The sequence below is a fragment of the Virgibacillus sp. W0181 genome (assembly GCF_051846915.1).
GTDB lineage: Bacteria > Bacillota > Bacilli > Bacillales > Amphibacillaceae > JBPYCR01.
Genome location: NZ_JBPYCR010000007.1, coordinates 43,660 through 58,631, shown reverse-complemented (window position 1 = coordinate 58,631; position 14,972 = coordinate 43,660). Strand labels below are relative to the sequence as shown.

Here is a 14,972-nt window from a genome sequence, read left to right as displayed (position 1 = left end):
TATTCAGCACCCTTCTTTGTTGGCTTTCAAACTCATAAAATAGGCTTTTTGATTAATCGATCCTTCTATCTTTATTTTACGCTTATTTTTTTACATTTTAAACTGATTGATTTGCTCTTTTAACCGTTGAGCTTGTTTATCCAGTTGCTCCGCTAAATAATCGACCTCATCAATCGTACTCGTTTGTTCTTGTACGGCTGCATTCACTTCTTCGGATGCAGCGGATGTTTCTTCAGCGATTGCAGCTACTTCCTGTGATTGCTTCACCGTTCCTTGAATGGATTCCAATTGCTTACTGACGAGGTTTGTAATGGTATCGACCTCAGATGCTACTTCTACAATCGAACCGGACATTTCCTCAATCGCTTTATTCGTTTTCACACCGCTTTTTGCTTCTTTATTTGCATGTTCCACATTATCATTAATCTGATTAACAACTAGATTTACCCCGTTTTGAATTGCTACAATTAGATCGGATATCCGTTGAACGGCTTTCGCACTTTGATCAGCCAGTTTACGAATTTCATCAGCAACAACGGCAAATCCACGTCCATGCTCACCAGCTCGTGCAGCTTCAATTGACGCATTAAGAGCCAACAAATTTGTCTGTTCAGCAATTTCACCAACCATCGTAATGATTGTTTCAACTTGCAGTGCATTTTGTTTTAAATGCTCGACATCCTTTAACGATGCTTCTTGTTCGGTTGCCAGTTTTTGAATCCCTTCGACTAATTTGTTTACCACATCTTTGCTCGTATTTAACGTCTCTAACATTTCATTTGACTTTTGTTTTGATTGGTCCGCTTTCTCTTGTACCTCTTCAGCAAGTCTCGTTGCTTCTTCCACTGCTTCAGCTGTTTCTTGAATAGCTTCGGCCGAACTGACCGCACCTTTAGAAATATCATCTGAAGAAGCGCTAATCATTTCGGAATGATCAGCTGCTTGATTTGCTACTTTTTTTATTCGAACAACATTATCATTCGTATGCTCAAAGTTCGATTCAATATTATGCACCATATTCGTAATATTTTTCAACATCGTATCAAAGGCAATACTTAATGAGCGGATTTCATCATCCGATTTTGGAATATTGATCGTTTGACTCAAGTCCCCTTTTGCTGCATATGAAGCAGCCGCTTCCAGTTCTTGCAAAGGTTTCGTAATAATCCGTGCAGCAAAAAAAGCTAGAATACCTGACCAAATGACCCCCAACACGAATATAATAATAATGTACAGCTGTTCCGGTATTGCATAAACAGACTGTACATAATCATTAATTATATAGATGAAAATTGCACTAAATGAATAAGTAATTATTGCTAAAATCGTTATAAATAACACGAGCTTTCTCCGTAAATTAAATCGATATTTTTTCCCCATTTTCGTTTCCCTGCCTACTTTTTAATTTTTTTTATTAATAAATCAATATACGTTTCCAATTCATGCATTGTTTTCTCATAGATTAGCAAATCTCCACCAAATGGATCGGAAATGTCATAGCTACCCAGTTCTTTTTCCAATTGATTTATTTTGATTATATCGTTTTCCAGGTGCTTATTGATTGCTTCTGTTAACGCTTCAGATGTGATATTTGGATTATTCTGGATAAACAACGCTCGTTTTTTTTCTAAACTCGCATAGGACTTTTTGAGTGTATCCCATACTTCTTTATCGGCTTCTGAAACGTATTCTTTAAGGGTAAAATATTTATTTTGAAAGTCAGGGAAATTTACAATTAACACCTGTTTATGCTGGGTTGTCATGACAAGCACAACATCAGCCCATTCCAATAAGCTTTGTGTAACGGGCTGCGACAGATGATTGGATGTTATCCGTTTTTTTTCTAATGTTTTCATGGCTAATGGATTGGCCGGCTCATTTTCGCCTGCAAAAATACCCGCTGAACGCACAGCAGCTCCCGGCATTTTACTTTTCATCAACGCCTCAGCCATTGGACTGCGACACGTATTTCCTGTACAAATAAACAAGATATTCATGATAAGCCTCCGTTCATTCATCGTCCTTTAAATATATCACATGAACAGCTATCATGACAGAAAATATAGAGGATCTCAGCTATTGGAGATAGACGGTTTTATGTATAGCTGGGAAATTTAACTACCACAGGGATAATAAGATGGGGTAAACACTTAAAGAAGAAGGATACTTGTTCATACAATCACAAAAGAGTATATAACTCGTTATCATCGGTTTTTTATATTAAGAAAATAAAATATACATGCCAAAAGCACTTAAAATACTGCCACCTAAAAGTTCACTGTACGCTCCTAAATAGCCGCGCACTTTTCTGCCCAGAAGCATTCCCGTCCACGTTAACACCATGCTCATGACGCCAAACATAAAAAGAACGATAGCCGTTTTTGCATTGGATAAACCGAGACTTAACCCAACGGAAAAACTGTCCATGCTAACGGAACAGGCCAAGATAAACAAGTGTATACCTGAAGGCATGACATTCCGGACCTTCCCTTGGCTGAAAGCAGAAAAAAACATATGTGATCCAATTCCGATTAATAATAGGCCACCTGCAAGCGTTGCATAATGACCGATCGTTCCTGAAATTGCCTTACCAAGCAGTATTCCAACAAAAGGGAAAATAATATGAAGCATCCCAATAAGTAGGCCAATCATAGCAATTCTTTTTAGGCGTGGCCTTTTCATTCCAAGTCCCAAGCTTACAGAAAATGCATCCATACCTAATGCAAAAGCCATAAATAATAAGGATACAATCCCCCCCATATCGTTCATTACCATTTGAAAACCCCTCCTTGGGACACGCTTTTAGAAATATATGCACGTAAGGAGGGATATATGAACTTTCACTCATTATCCAGATCATTAATAATGAACGGCTTTTGTTTTCGTTCTTTAATTCCTATTTCTTTTTTTATCTCATTTAGATCTTTTAATATCGTTAATGTGTTCATCCACGAACCAATAACAGCAATGAATAATATGACGAAACCAATAATAATAAGTACAACCAAAACATTCACCTCCATACACAGGCGCTAGATGTTGGTTTTTCTGTGAAGCAGATGCTTTAAAAATAGCAGCAACACCCCTCTACTGACCCGTGGAGCCAGCTAGTAAAAAAACACTGTTCTTAAAGTATTCGAGTTGCTGCTTTTTTTAATCGATTCATTACGGCTTGTCCAATTCCTTGTTCGGGAAACGTTTCACATAGGATGAGGTCGATGTTTCTTTCTTTAAAAGTCCGAAGTGCCTCATACAATGCTGCTGCTATTTCTTCCGGTTGACGTCCAAGTGAAATGAGCTGATCTGCCTCCAATAATTGTGCCGTGTCAGTACTTGCTAGCACACCTATCCGTTTTCCAAGCTGTCGTTCTTCATTAATTACTTCTTGTATTTTGTGGTTAGAACCTGTTACGAGCCATAACGGCACATCGGGAGCGTAATGTTTATACTTCATGCCGGGTGATTTTGGTATTCCCTTCTCATTTGCAAGCGCAGGATCAATGATTACTGGTCCAACTGCCGCTTCAAGCTCGTCCTTTGTCACTCCACCCGGACGTAAAATAATAGGCATTTTCCCAGTACAGTCAATAACCGTAGATTCGACGCCAACACCTGTTGGGCCATCAGCCAGAATACCGGCAATTTTTCCATGCAAATCATTCCATACGTGCGTCCCATTAGTCGGACTTGGCTTACCTGATACATTTGCACTTGGTGCAGCAATAGGGAGATTAACCTTTTCCAATAATTGGATTGCAATAGGGTGATCGGGAATACGGACCGCTATCGTATCAAGCCCACCTGTAACATTCGCGGCACACGTTCCGTTAGTTGGCAATATATACGTTAATGGGCCTGGTGAAAAATGTTGTATTAGTTTCTCTACAAAAGGAGGAATGTGCGTAACAAGCTTATATAGTTGCTCTTTTGTCGCTGTATGAACGATAAGTGGATTATCTTGTGGTCTCCCTTTCGCTTTAAAAATTTTAGCAACAGCCGCTTCACTTGTTGCATCTGCACCCAACCCGTATACTGTTTCCGTCGGGAAGGCTACGGGAAGACCTTTTTTTAGACAAGCAGCTGCTTCCGTAATTGCTTCGTCGATCGTTTGTTTATTTGAATTAATTGTTAAATCCCAATATGTTGTTTGCATCGTGATTTCTTACCTCTTTTCTGTCATTTACATTTTAGTTGATCATTAGTCTTTTAGCAAAAACAAGATTGCAAGAACGTATCTCGCCTTTGTTGGATTATTGACTAAATTGTTTAAATGAAACAAGGAAAAAGCCTGCCATTATTGCTGACAGACTTCTTTATTATCGTTTTAAAGGGTGTTTATAAAAATATTTTAGCGTTTTCAACTTCTGTATCTATATTCCAAGGTCTCCTCGATTCAAGAAACTTTGTAGGACCACCAATTACCTTGTGTTATTGGATATTCTTCTGAAAACACACTTTCTTTTTGCGGATTAAATTGCAGTGCTTCCAACAATAAATCAATTACCGGCTGATGACTATGGACGTAAATGACTTTTGCTTGCTTTCTTTTAACAAGTGTTAAAATTCCTTCCAGTAAATATGGAAGTCTAGCTGCGTGCGTCTGTGTAATATACAGTTGTTTCAGCCAAAAAATTCCTTCTTCCATTTGTTCGAGACTAAAGCATCCTTCAATTGCACCTTCAACTTCTACAACGTAACCGGAATAAAGTAATGATTCTTTCTTAATATCTTTATTTCGGTCTAAAAAATGAGCAAGTGTATTCTCGGATGCACGGTTTGCTGGCATAATATTCATTGTATCACCTCGGATAATTTTAATAACAGCTCATCACGTTATTATGAACAGTCTATGCACTTTTATTACAATCTATGTCCATCCGAACCATTCAAATAGAAAAAAATTCACTTCCACTTCATCTGCTTCTTTCTCATTATCCTCTACCTGTTCATTTTGTTCAGCACTTTGTTCAGCACTGTTTTCAGCATCGGCTTTTACATCGATACCTTCATCCGCAACCGAACCTTCCTCCATCTCATCTTCTGCTACACTCGTTCCGTTGGAAAAGTCTAAAAAGCAAAGCGGAGGAAACAGGACACACCACCAGTTAGATCCTTTCCCTTCTCCAAGTGTAATAAGTACTGCTTCATATTCTCCTGGAGGATAGACATAAGATCCATACAGTTTCATTGGAAACGAAACATTTTTTCCATATTCCACATGTGCTGTTTGGGTTTTATTTTCATCTTTTAATACATCTTGAACGATCGCTTTAATTTGTGGAAGACGGGACTCAATTAAACGTCGCGCTTCATCAATATCGGTTAATTCTTCTACCCAAGTCGTAATTTCCGCATTGACTTCATCACGTATCAATTGTTTTATATGCTGATCCTTCTTATCATCACTATTGGCTAAAATGCGTAAACGAATTGCTTCGTCAGGGATGATTTGGTATTCCTGATCTGAATGTACGACGTTCTCTGATGGACCATGAATTGGAATGGTTAACGAAATAATAAATATAATGACCGATACAATTGTTTTTTTCATGACCGAATTAGCTCCTTCCATTGACTTACTAGAAAGTATGGTCAGAGCAATTCATTTTTAAACTAGTAATCTAGCTTTTAATTTTAAAATGTAATTTTCGGTCGGACGAGAGCAATGAAGGGTGTATTTTTAAAATACCATTAAAAGAGATACTAGGGGGTTTATGGATGGGCAATATATCAGAACCGGGTTTTCTCGCCAGTTCAAAGAACAGAGATCATATTTAAACTGGCGAGATCAAAAAAGGAGTACATGCTTATTCCAGTTCAAGAGAAATGACAACAAAGGTCGTCTCATCCGCCGATCTGAATTGGAATGCATTGACCTTTTATAAGTTCTTACCATACTAAACAGAAAATGCGCTTACGCTACAATCGGTGCAGTAAGGACCTTATAATTACGCATTAAGTCAAGTGTCCAAGCACAATTCGTTCTCTGTTATTTATATCGATTATCGTACTTGTTTTTATGTTAGGATATGCGTTTTCCAACAGCGTAGATACCGATTCCCCTTGGTCATGTCCAATTTCAAACGCAATGAGTTTTAAATTAGTGCTCACATTGTGAGATTGGGAAATAATTTCTTTATACGATGCTAGTCCTCGTTCGTTCGCGAATAGTGCAAGCTCAGGATCAAAATTTTTCACCGTATCAGCCAGTTGCTCTTTTTCGTTCCAGTCAATATACGGAGGATTTGATACGATTATATGCGGTTGTATATTATTTTTAATGAGCGGCTCCAAAAAGTCCCCTTCCATAAAATGGACATCAGCATCAAGCCTGTCAGCATTTCTTGTCGCTGTTGTCAAAGCCTCTTTCGAAATATCCGTTGCATATACCGTTGCATAAGGAAGTTCCAATGCCAAAGTAGTCGCAACCACTCCACTACCTGTTCCGATATCAACAATTGTCAAATCGTCTTTTTCATTCATCTTTCCGGCGCTGGAAAGGACGCTTTGAACAAGTTCCTCGGTTTCCGGTCGCGGGATGAGAACGTGTTCATTCACGAGAAAATTTCTTCCATAAAACATGTCTGAACCAATGATATGCTGAACAGGAACGCCAGTCTTGGCATGGTTTTTGATGTCTCCCATGAAGGCATTTAAAACTGTTTCTGGTATGGTATCCCGCATCATTGTAAAAAATGCGGCTCTTGGCACATTTAGATGGTGCTGGAGCAGCATTTCGGCCACATGGCTATCCCTTCCATGGTTTTTTAAAAAAAGAGAAGCCCACGCTAGGACTTCATACTGTTTGTTTTGCTTCATTTCATTCACCAATTTGTTCCAATTTTTTCGTTTGTTCTTCCATTAGCATCGCATCAATAAACTCATCCAGCTTTCCTTCCAATATTTGATCAAGTTTTTGAATCGTTAATGAAATCCGGTGATCGGTAACTCGATTTTGCGGGAAATTGTACGTGCGAATTCGCTCGGAACGATCCCCAGTACCTACAGCGGATTTTCGATTCTCATCGTATTCTGCTTGGGCTTCCTGTTGAAATTTATCATAAATCCGTGCGCGTAATACTTTCATCGCTTTTTCTTTATTTTTAATTTGTGATTTTTCATCCTGACACGAGACGATAATTCCTGTTGGTTCATGTGTTAGCCTTACAGCGGACATGGTTGTGTTGACACTTTGCCCGCCAGGTCCACTGGAAGCAAAAGTATCTACGCGAATATCGTTGTCATTCAATTCAATTTCCACTTCTTCTGCTTCTGGCAATACAGCGACCGTAGCCGTGGATGTGTGAACTCTACCGCCTGATTCCGTTTCGGGTACACGTTGTACGCGATGCGCGCCATTTTCATATTTAAGCTTGGAATACGCACCATTTCCATTAATCATGAAAATAATTTCCTTATAACCGCCAACTCCGGTCGTATGGGATTCAATCACTTCAATTTTCCAGCGATTATTTTCCGCATACCGGGAATACATTCGGTACAGGTCGCCGGCGAACAATGCTGCTTCATCCCCGCCGGCAGCACCACGTATTTCCATAATCACGTTTTTATCATCATTCGGATCTTTAGGTAACAGAAGTAATTTTATTTCTTCCTCAAGCACTTCTTTTTTCTCAGAAAGCTCGCTAATTTCCATTTTTACCATATCGGTCATTTCATCATCCAAATTTTCTTCCAGCATCAATTTGGCATCATTTAATTCATTTGTCACGGTTGTATATTCTCGATAAGTTGTGACAACTGCCTCCAACCCCGATTGTTCTTTGGAATATTCTCTGAGCTTATTTATGTCACTAATAACGTCGGGATCGCTTAGAAGTTTATTTAGCTTATTATAACGATCTTCCAACGATTGTAATCGATCCAACATGCAAGACTTCACCTCTTTTTGATTAAGGCTCTTTTAGCATTGTGCTTACTAGTCGAGCCATTGCTATTCCAATTACAAATTACTTCCAAATTGGCTTTTGGTAATCTTTCTTAACGGTTTAACTACGCTGTGCAATTATAATATACCGATATACATGCGGTCAAAAATCTCTTTATGGACATACGTTGTTTAATTCGAAATTATGGTGAAAATATGGAACAAGAATTCATCTATACTTTTGACATGTGATGTCTATTTTTCGAAGACTTCACCTTATTCGGTACTTCATGATGGTGGCGGCAACGGGGCTCATACGATTCCGAGGCACCAACTAAAATAATCGGGTCATCGTAAGACGCCGGTTTTCCATTAATAAGCCGCTGGGTTCTGTTCGCAGCAAATCCACATATAGGGCAAATGGCCGTAAGCTTGCTTACCGATTCACTGGACACAATTAGTTGTGGCATCGGGCCAAATGGCTCTCCACGAAAATCCGTATCCAATCCTGCCACAATCACCCGTTTATTCGCATGTGCCAATTTGTCTGCAACCGTAACGATGTCGTCATTAAAAAACTGTGCTTCATCGATGCCAACAACATCAATCGACTCATCAACATGATCGATGATTTCCGAAGCGTCTTTAACAGGGTGAGCAATAATAGTAGATCCGTTATGAGATACAACAGATTCCTCGTCATAGCGATCATCGATGATTGGTTTAAAAACGCGCACCGTTAAATTTCCATATGCTGCCCGTCTCACTCTACGGATCAGCTCTTCCGATTTGCCAGAAAACATGCTTCCGCAAATCACCTCTACTGAACCGAAATTTTGTTGTTCAAACATACACACACTTCCTTCACTACGCTAAGTCGTTATTATCTACTTCTATTAGTTTACCATTAATAAGATGTAATTCAGCTTATTTACTAATATTTTTTTAAAAATAATAAAGCATAAAGTGGATCTTCATTCAGTAGGAATTTCTTTTCCTTTCCCACTGATTAAGAAACAAATTCACGTTTGATGTTTCACGCGTAAAGGTGGAGGTATGACAGCCCCGTTATAATAAAAATTTGCGCATAGCTGTCTAGCTCTGATGCGCACAATTTTGTTCGGCAGGACTTACATTTACATCCAGTCCCAGGTTGTTGTGCTTTTAGCCAGCGAGGGCGCTTGCGCTTTTCTTAATTAATCGTAAATACAAAAAACAGGCAAATTAATTGCCTGTTTTAACTACTGTCCATCGCGGCACAGTTTATTCGAGAAAAAATTACTTCATGTTATATTTTTTCTTAAAGCGGTCTACACGTCCGCCAACTCTATCTGCTTTTTGCTTACCTGTATAGAATGGGTGTGTGTCTGAACTAATCTCGATACGGATGACGGGATACGTATTTCCGTCTTCCCACTCCATCGTTTCGTCGGAGCTTTTCGTTGAACCACTTAAAAATTTGTAATCCGAAGTCGTATCAAGAAAAATTACTTTTCTATATTCCGGATGAATTTCTGTTTTCATGTCTTTCCACTCCTTTTTGCCCTGAATCCCTTGGAAACAGAGTTATAAACCATAAATGCAATCAATCTAAACTCACATAAAAGATTATAACAGCGTGTGTATTCGAATGCAATAGAGATGGGCATTACAAATTAAATTTTTTATTTGTCTGGTACAACATTCTGTATTGAAATCCCATAGCCCATAGCATCATTGCAGCCTGTTTTACCGGGTCGTCCCACGCCGTTTCATCTCATCTTCCATCATATGAAAAAATTCTTCATTATTTTTAGTAGAGCGTAGACGTTTTAAGAATCGCTCGGTAAAGTCTTGGGAATCCTTCATTGCTTTACGAATTGCCCACATTTTATCTAGGTGATATTTCGGAACGAGCAGTTCTTCTTTTCGCGTACCAGATCGTAATATGTCAATTGCCGGAAAAATTCTTCGTTCCGCCAAATTGCGGTCAAGATGTAATTCCATATTTCCTGTACCTTTAAACTCTTCATAGATGACATCATCCATCCGAGAACCGGTATCAACTAAAGCTGTTGCTAAAATAGTGAAACTGCCGCCTTCTTCAATATTTCGTGCCGCTCCAAAAAAACGTTTCGGTCGATGGAATGCAGCCGGATCAATCCCACCAGACAGTGTTCGTCCACTTGGCGGAATGACTAAGTTATATGCCCGGGCTAAACGGGTAATACTATCCATCAATACGATGACATCATGCTTATGTTCCACAAGTCTCATCGCTCTTTCCAATACTAGTTCGGATACTTTAATATGACTTTCCGGCACTTCATCGAATGTCGAGCTGACAACATCAACATTTGAATGGACGGAACGCTCGATATCCGTAACTTCTTCTGGACGTTCATCGACTAATAAAATAATTAATTTTGCGTCTGGATGGTTTTCAGAAATGCTATTGGCAACTTCCTTGATCAACATTGTTTTACCGGCCTTTGGAGGGGCGACAATGAGACCGCGCTGGCCATATCCGACCGGGGTCATCAAATCAATAATTCGTGTGGATATATTTTTTTGTTCTTGCTCCAAACTCATGAATCGATCTGGATAAAGTGCTGTCAATGCTGGAAAATGAACACGCTCTTTAGCCGTTTCCGGGTCTTCATCATTTACTGCATCCACATGTAATAATCCATAATACCGTTCATTCTCTTTAGGCGGCCGGACTTTTCCGGATACTTTATCTCCATTTCGCAGATCAAACCTGCGTATCTGTGAAGCTGATATATAAATATCCTCAGCACTAGGTGAATAATTAATCGGGCGCAGGAACCCAAACCCTTCGGACGGAATAATTTCTAACACGCCATCCATGAATAAGAATCCGTCCTTTTCCGCTTGTGCTTTTAAAATAGCAAAAATCAATTCACGTTTCGTCAGCTTTGCATAGTAAGAAACTTTGTATTCGCGTGCAAGCGCATATATTTCTTTCAGCGTTAATGTTCCCAAATGAGAAATTGTTAATGAAGCCACTCAATCACCACGTCCATTCATTTTTTCGATTCGTTAAAATTTTTATTCTAAATTACATTTTCCTATAATTTAATAGATTCGTATGCTTACTTTTATAGAGAGTTACGATAAGATGATGATAAAGAAATAAAGGTAAGCGATTGACTAAAAGAAGTTTAAGTATATAGTGCTGAAGATTTGTCGGAAGCTGAATTTGAAGTTTATATTCATTATTTATTTTAACCAACAACTGTTCCCCGTAAACATCTATCATTTTACTTGTATACTAAATGATTTTCAACTGTTCCCGATAAAAACTTGCCATTCGTATACATCTTATAATGTCTGATAATTACCTGTTATAAACATGGATTCTTGTTTGAGAAGACTCTTTGCAGGGGGAATCTTGACCATTCCAAAGGCATACGTGTGAAATAGTAATTTATAGTTTAGATATTCGATGTTCGGAACATGTAAAGTTATACAATATCATGATCAGTCTATACTAGTGTTTGCGTAACTTGGAAAAAGAGAGCCATGTAAAAGGAATGGCTCTTCTTCTCTCCTTAGTCAGCTAGCTTTTATGCGGATCCATTACGAGATTCGGTTTTTTCCTCAAGCTGTGTTCCCCATCAATAAAACGAATGGTTCCACTACGAGCTCGCATGACGACTGTTTGTGTCGTTGCACTCGAACCTCTAAATTGAACCCCTTTTAATAACTCCCCATCCGTGACACCGGTCGCAGCGAAAATAGCGTCGTCACCGGCACAAAAATCATCCATATAAAAAACTTTTTCCATATCGGTTATTCCCATTGTTTTGCAACGTTCTACTTCTTCATTGTTCGAAGGGACTAGTTTTCCTTGAATTTCCCCGCCAAGACACTTTAATGCTACAGCAGCGAGAACGCCCTCGGGAGCTCCGCCAATTCCGAGTAAAATGTCTACGCCCGTCTCTTCAAATGCGGTATTCATTGCACCAGCAACATCGCCATCTGGAATTAATTTAATTCTAGCCCCAGCCGCACGTATTTCTTCAATTAATTCTTTATGACGCGGTCGATCCAATACAACAGCCACGACATCGGCAATTTCTTTGTTTTTCGCCTCAGCTACAGCTTTTAGGTTGTCATAAGTTGATGCGTTAACATCTACTTTTCCAACTGCTTTTGGCCCTACTGCTACCTTTTTCATGTACATATCCGGTGCATGAAGTAAATTTTTACCGTCTGCGATTGCGATTACCGCTAAAGCATTCCATGTTCCTTGTGCTACAATATCCGTTCCTTCTAAGGGATCTACAGCGACATCGACCATTGGACCGGAGCCAGTTCCTAAGCTCTCGCCAATGTACAGCATAGGTGCTTCATCCATTTCGCCTTCTCCGATAACTACTGTCCCTTGCATCGGTATCGTATCAAATACCGTTCGCATTGCTGATGTAGCGGCATCATCGGCTTCTTCTTTCTTACCTCTGCCCATCCAGCGCGCAGATGATAATGCTGCTGCTTCTGTTACTCGTACTAATTCCATTGTTAAACTTCTTTCCACTATGTCCACTTCCTTTAGAAAAATGCGTTTAAGATGTTGTGCATACCTGTAAAAATAACATTCAATAAGGTGTCACCTAATTAAGTTCATCTTTGGTCGACCTATGAAATAATTTCACGCATTTTTGATTTGTTCAATTTCTTCGCCCGACATTCGTTCTCGCCATACGTTTGCACCAAGACTTATTAATTTATCCGTTATTTTTTCGTACCCGCGTTCAATATGTTCTACACCGGTAATTTCAGAAACACCGTCAGCCATTAATCCGGCAATAATGAGCGCAGCACCCGCGCGTAAATCAGATGCCTTCACACGGGCACCTTCCAATTGTACCGGGCCATTAATAATTGCCGAGCCACCTTGCACTTTTATTGCGGCACCCATTCGTCTTAATTCATCAATATGCTTCAAGCGGGCGGAATAAATCGTATCGGTGATTATGCCTGTCCCTTGTGCTTTTGTAAGTAATGTTGTAAAAGGCTGCTGTAAATCGGTCGGGAAGCCTGGATATACGAGTGTTTTAATATCAACACTTTTAATTGGTGATTTGGACATAATAAGCAGCTGTTCATCACTTACTTCAATTGTTACGCCCATCTCCCGCAATTTAGCAAGCAGTGATTCCAAATGTTGCGGGATTACATTATCGATAACGACCTCTTGGCCTTGCGCAGCTGCCGCTATTGCATACGTACCTGCCTCAATCCTATCAGGAATGATCGTATGTTTGCATCCATTCAAAGAGGATACTCCTTCAATCCGGATTACGTCCGTTCCGACCCCTTTTATTTTTGCCCCCATATTGGTAAGCAACGTAGCAACATCAATAATTTCCGGTTCTTTTGCGGCATTTTCAATAATCGTTTTCCCTTTTGCTTTTACAGCCGCAAGCATAATATTTATCGTGGCCCCAACACTGACTACATCAAGATAAATTCTTGCACCTCGCAGTTCTTTTGCCTGCAAGTATATGGCTCCCTGTTCATTAGTTACTTCGGCACCGAGTGCTTCGAATCCTTTAATGTGCTGATCAATTGGACGAGGCCCTAAAAAACAGCCGCCGGGTAATCCAATTACGGCTTTATTAAACTTTCCAAGCATTGCTCCCATAAAGTAATAGGAAGCCCGAAGTTTCTTCACCTTTCCGTTAGGAAGCGGCATCGAAACCATGGATGAAGGATCAATATGAATTGTATTACCAAGAGGAGGCTCACTTTCTTCCCAACTGATTTCTCCGCCAATTTCTTCTAGCAACCCACCGAGTGTAACCACATCGGATATATTAGGCAGCCCTTCGATTGTCACGGAAGAGTCAGCCAAAATCGCCGCCGGAATCAGTGCAACAGCACTATTTTTTGCGCCATTGATGCGTACTTTCCCGTTTAGCGGGTGGCCGCCTTCCACCAATATCTTGTACATGTAAAAAACCTCGCTTTGCCCATGTATCAAACATGATGCCAACTTTTTAATCCTGAAGCCCTGCATGTCGTATCGTTGACATGAATCGTTATAAGAATAGAAAATAAAGTTTTGCCATGCTTAGTTTATACTGTTTTTCCAAATTCATACAATTATTGTTGTTTATTCCAGTCAGCTAGGAATTTCTCAATACCTTGATCCGTTAAAGGATGCTTAACTAATTGGGAAAGCACGCTATATGGAATGGTTGCAATGTGTGCACCATTTAAAGCTGCGTCAATGACATGGAGTGGGTGACGGATGGAAGCAGCAATAATTTGTGATTGTATGCCATGTTTATTAAAAATATCCGCTATTGTAGCGACTAAATCCATACCATCCTGTCCAATATCATCAAGGCGCCCTAAAAATGGAGAAACGTATGTCGCACCGGCACGTGCAGCCAAAAGCGCTTGATTCGCGTTAAAAATCAATGTTACATTCGTTTTAATATTCAGATCGCTAAATGCTTTAACAGCTTTCAATCCTTCTAATGTCATCGGAACTTTCACCGTAATATTTGGAGCAATGGCTGCTAGTTCTTTCCCTTCCTCGATCATACCAGCTGCGTCTTCCGCAATTACTTCAGCACTAACGGATTCTGATACTTCAGAAGTAATTTCTTTCAATCGGTCATGGAAGGATACTCCTTCTTTTGCAATCAAACTAGGGTTTGTCGTCACGCCTCCTAGAATACCAAGTTCATTTGCTGAGCGAATTTCTTCAATATTTGCTGTATCAATAAAAAACTTCATCAATAATTCCCCTTCCTAAAGTTTAAGTAAACTTGACTTTGGCCAGTCTTTTCTATCATTATAACAGATTTTATGCTAAAAACAGCTTATTCCAGTGAGGAAATACCGCCACTGGAAATTTTTATCCGCATTATGTTGTTTGAAAAGCTGTCTTCATAAATTAATCGAGTTCTTTCTTGCCCCAAGCGAAATGTCTTTTTATCCACGTTCTGCATCATTATGAATCATTCATTAACGTGCAACCTTCATGTTCAGAATTCATGTTTAACTTTACCAATATGCTTTTCTTCAAGAATACCAAGTTCTATCCCAATGCGCAACAATATAAAGT

Annotated in this window: 15 protein-coding genes; all 15 read right to left on the bottom strand. The window is 39.5% G+C overall.

All coding sequences use genetic code 11. The annotated features are described in order from the left end of the window. Positions 1-90 precede the first annotated feature (90 nt). Positions 91-1,380 carry a methyl-accepting chemotaxis protein gene (locus ACLIBG_RS04725; RefSeq protein ID WP_439311573.1) on the bottom strand — a complete coding sequence of 430 codons (1,290 nt, stop codon included), beginning with the start codon at positions 1,378-1,380 and terminating at the stop codon, positions 91-93. Positions 1,381-1,394: 14 nt separating this feature from the next. Next, on the bottom strand, positions 1,395-1,997 hold the full coding sequence (locus ACLIBG_RS04720; protein ID WP_439311572.1) for a low molecular weight protein arginine phosphatase: 603 nt from the start codon (positions 1,995-1,997) through the stop codon (positions 1,395-1,397). Positions 1,998-2,220: 223 nt separating this feature from the next. Then, positions 2,221-2,775, bottom strand: a complete 555-nt coding sequence (locus ACLIBG_RS04715) for a manganese efflux pump MntP (protein WP_439311571.1) — start codon at positions 2,773-2,775, stop codon at positions 2,221-2,223. 65 nt (positions 2,776-2,840) lie between these two features. Further along, positions 2,841-3,008 carry a hypothetical protein gene (locus tag ACLIBG_RS04710; RefSeq protein ID WP_439311570.1) on the bottom strand — a complete coding sequence of 56 codons (168 nt, stop codon included), beginning with the start codon at positions 3,006-3,008 and terminating at the stop codon, positions 2,841-2,843. Between the two features lie 119 nt (positions 3,009-3,127). Beyond that, entirely contained in the window at positions 3,128-4,153 is a 1,026-nt protein-coding gene (locus ACLIBG_RS04705) for an L-threonylcarbamoyladenylate synthase (RefSeq protein WP_439311569.1), read from the bottom strand. A gap of 240 nt (positions 4,154-4,393) precedes the next feature. Beyond that, a complete protein-coding gene (locus ACLIBG_RS04700) occupies positions 4,394-4,795 on the bottom strand; it encodes a hypothetical protein (protein ID WP_439311568.1) in 402 nt (133 codons plus the stop codon). A 72-nt stretch (positions 4,796-4,867) separates the two neighbouring features. Further along, positions 4,868-5,551 carry a stage II sporulation protein R gene (gene spoIIR, locus ACLIBG_RS04695; RefSeq protein WP_439311567.1) on the bottom strand — a complete coding sequence of 228 codons (684 nt, stop codon included), beginning with the start codon at positions 5,549-5,551 and terminating at the stop codon, positions 4,868-4,870. A 404-nt stretch (positions 5,552-5,955) separates the two neighbouring features. After that, the gene (prmC, locus tag ACLIBG_RS04690) at positions 5,956-6,819 is read right to left on the bottom strand and encodes a peptide chain release factor N(5)-glutamine methyltransferase (RefSeq protein WP_439311566.1); all 864 of its coding nucleotides are present in this window, start codon (positions 6,817-6,819) and stop codon (positions 5,956-5,958) included. Between the two features lies 1 nt (position 6,820). Next, positions 6,821-7,891, bottom strand: coding sequence for a peptide chain release factor 1 (gene prfA, locus ACLIBG_RS04685; protein ID WP_439311565.1), 1,071 nt, complete (start codon positions 7,889-7,891; stop codon positions 6,821-6,823). A gap of 230 nt (positions 7,892-8,121) precedes the next feature. Further along, a complete protein-coding gene (locus ACLIBG_RS04680) occupies positions 8,122-8,739 on the bottom strand; it encodes a thymidine kinase (protein ID WP_439311564.1) in 618 nt (205 codons plus the stop codon). A gap of 427 nt (positions 8,740-9,166) precedes the next feature. Beyond that, positions 9,167-9,412, bottom strand: coding sequence for a type B 50S ribosomal protein L31 (locus ACLIBG_RS04675; protein ID WP_439311563.1), 246 nt, complete (start codon positions 9,410-9,412; stop codon positions 9,167-9,169). A 204-nt stretch (positions 9,413-9,616) separates the two neighbouring features. Then, positions 9,617-10,897: a transcription termination factor Rho gene (gene rho / locus ACLIBG_RS04670; protein WP_439311562.1), complete on the bottom strand. Its 1,281-nt coding sequence runs from the start codon at positions 10,895-10,897 to the stop codon at positions 9,617-9,619. A gap of 553 nt (positions 10,898-11,450) precedes the next feature. Beyond that, positions 11,451-12,428, bottom strand: coding sequence for a class II fructose-bisphosphatase (gene glpX / locus ACLIBG_RS04665; protein WP_439311561.1), 978 nt, complete (start codon positions 12,426-12,428; stop codon positions 11,451-11,453). A gap of 114 nt (positions 12,429-12,542) precedes the next feature. Further along, positions 12,543-13,847: a UDP-N-acetylglucosamine 1-carboxyvinyltransferase gene (locus ACLIBG_RS04660; RefSeq protein ID WP_439311560.1), complete on the bottom strand. Its 1,305-nt coding sequence runs from the start codon at positions 13,845-13,847 to the stop codon at positions 12,543-12,545. Between the two features lie 152 nt (positions 13,848-13,999). Then, the gene (fsa, locus tag ACLIBG_RS04655; RefSeq protein WP_439311559.1) at positions 14,000-14,641 is read right to left on the bottom strand and encodes a fructose-6-phosphate aldolase; all 642 of its coding nucleotides are present in this window, start codon (positions 14,639-14,641) and stop codon (positions 14,000-14,002) included. Between the last annotated feature and the right edge of the window lie 331 nt (positions 14,642-14,972).

Excerpts from the sequence above, each read along its gene's own strand:
- ACLIBG_RS04725 (WP_439311573.1), bottom strand. The coding sequence starts at position 1,380 with ATGGGGAAAAAATATCGATTTAATTTACGGAGAAAGCTCGTGTTATTT.
- ACLIBG_RS04720 (WP_439311572.1), bottom strand. The coding sequence starts at position 1,997 with ATGAATATCTTGTTTATTTGTACAGGAAATACGTGTCGCAGTCCAATG.
- ACLIBG_RS04715 (WP_439311571.1), bottom strand. The coding sequence starts at position 2,775 with ATGGTAATGAACGATATGGGGGGGATTGTATCCTTATTATTTATGGCT.
- ACLIBG_RS04705 (WP_439311569.1), bottom strand. The coding sequence starts at position 4,153 with ATGCAAACAACATATTGGGATTTAACAATTAATTCAAATAAACAAACG.
- ACLIBG_RS04700 (WP_439311568.1), bottom strand. The coding sequence starts at position 4,795 with ATGAATATTATGCCAGCAAACCGTGCATCCGAGAATACACTTGCTCAT.
- spoIIR (WP_439311567.1), bottom strand. The coding sequence starts at position 5,551 with ATGAAAAAAACAATTGTATCGGTCATTATATTTATTATTTCGTTAACC.
- prmC (WP_439311566.1), bottom strand. The coding sequence starts at position 6,819 with ATGAAGCAAAACAAACAGTATGAAGTCCTAGCGTGGGCTTCTCTTTTT.
- prfA (WP_439311565.1), bottom strand. The coding sequence starts at position 7,891 with ATGTTGGATCGATTACAATCGTTGGAAGATCGTTATAATAAGCTAAAT.
- ACLIBG_RS04680 (WP_439311564.1), bottom strand. The coding sequence starts at position 8,739 with ATGTTTGAACAACAAAATTTCGGTTCAGTAGAGGTGATTTGCGGAAGC.
- ACLIBG_RS04675 (WP_439311563.1), bottom strand. The coding sequence starts at position 9,412 with ATGAAAACAGAAATTCATCCGGAATATAGAAAAGTAATTTTTCTTGAT.
- ACLIBG_RS04660 (WP_439311560.1), bottom strand. The coding sequence starts at position 13,847 with ATGTACAAGATATTGGTGGAAGGCGGCCACCCGCTAAACGGGAAAGTA.
- fsa (WP_439311559.1), bottom strand. The coding sequence starts at position 14,641 with ATGAAGTTTTTTATTGATACAGCAAATATTGAAGAAATTCGCTCAGCA.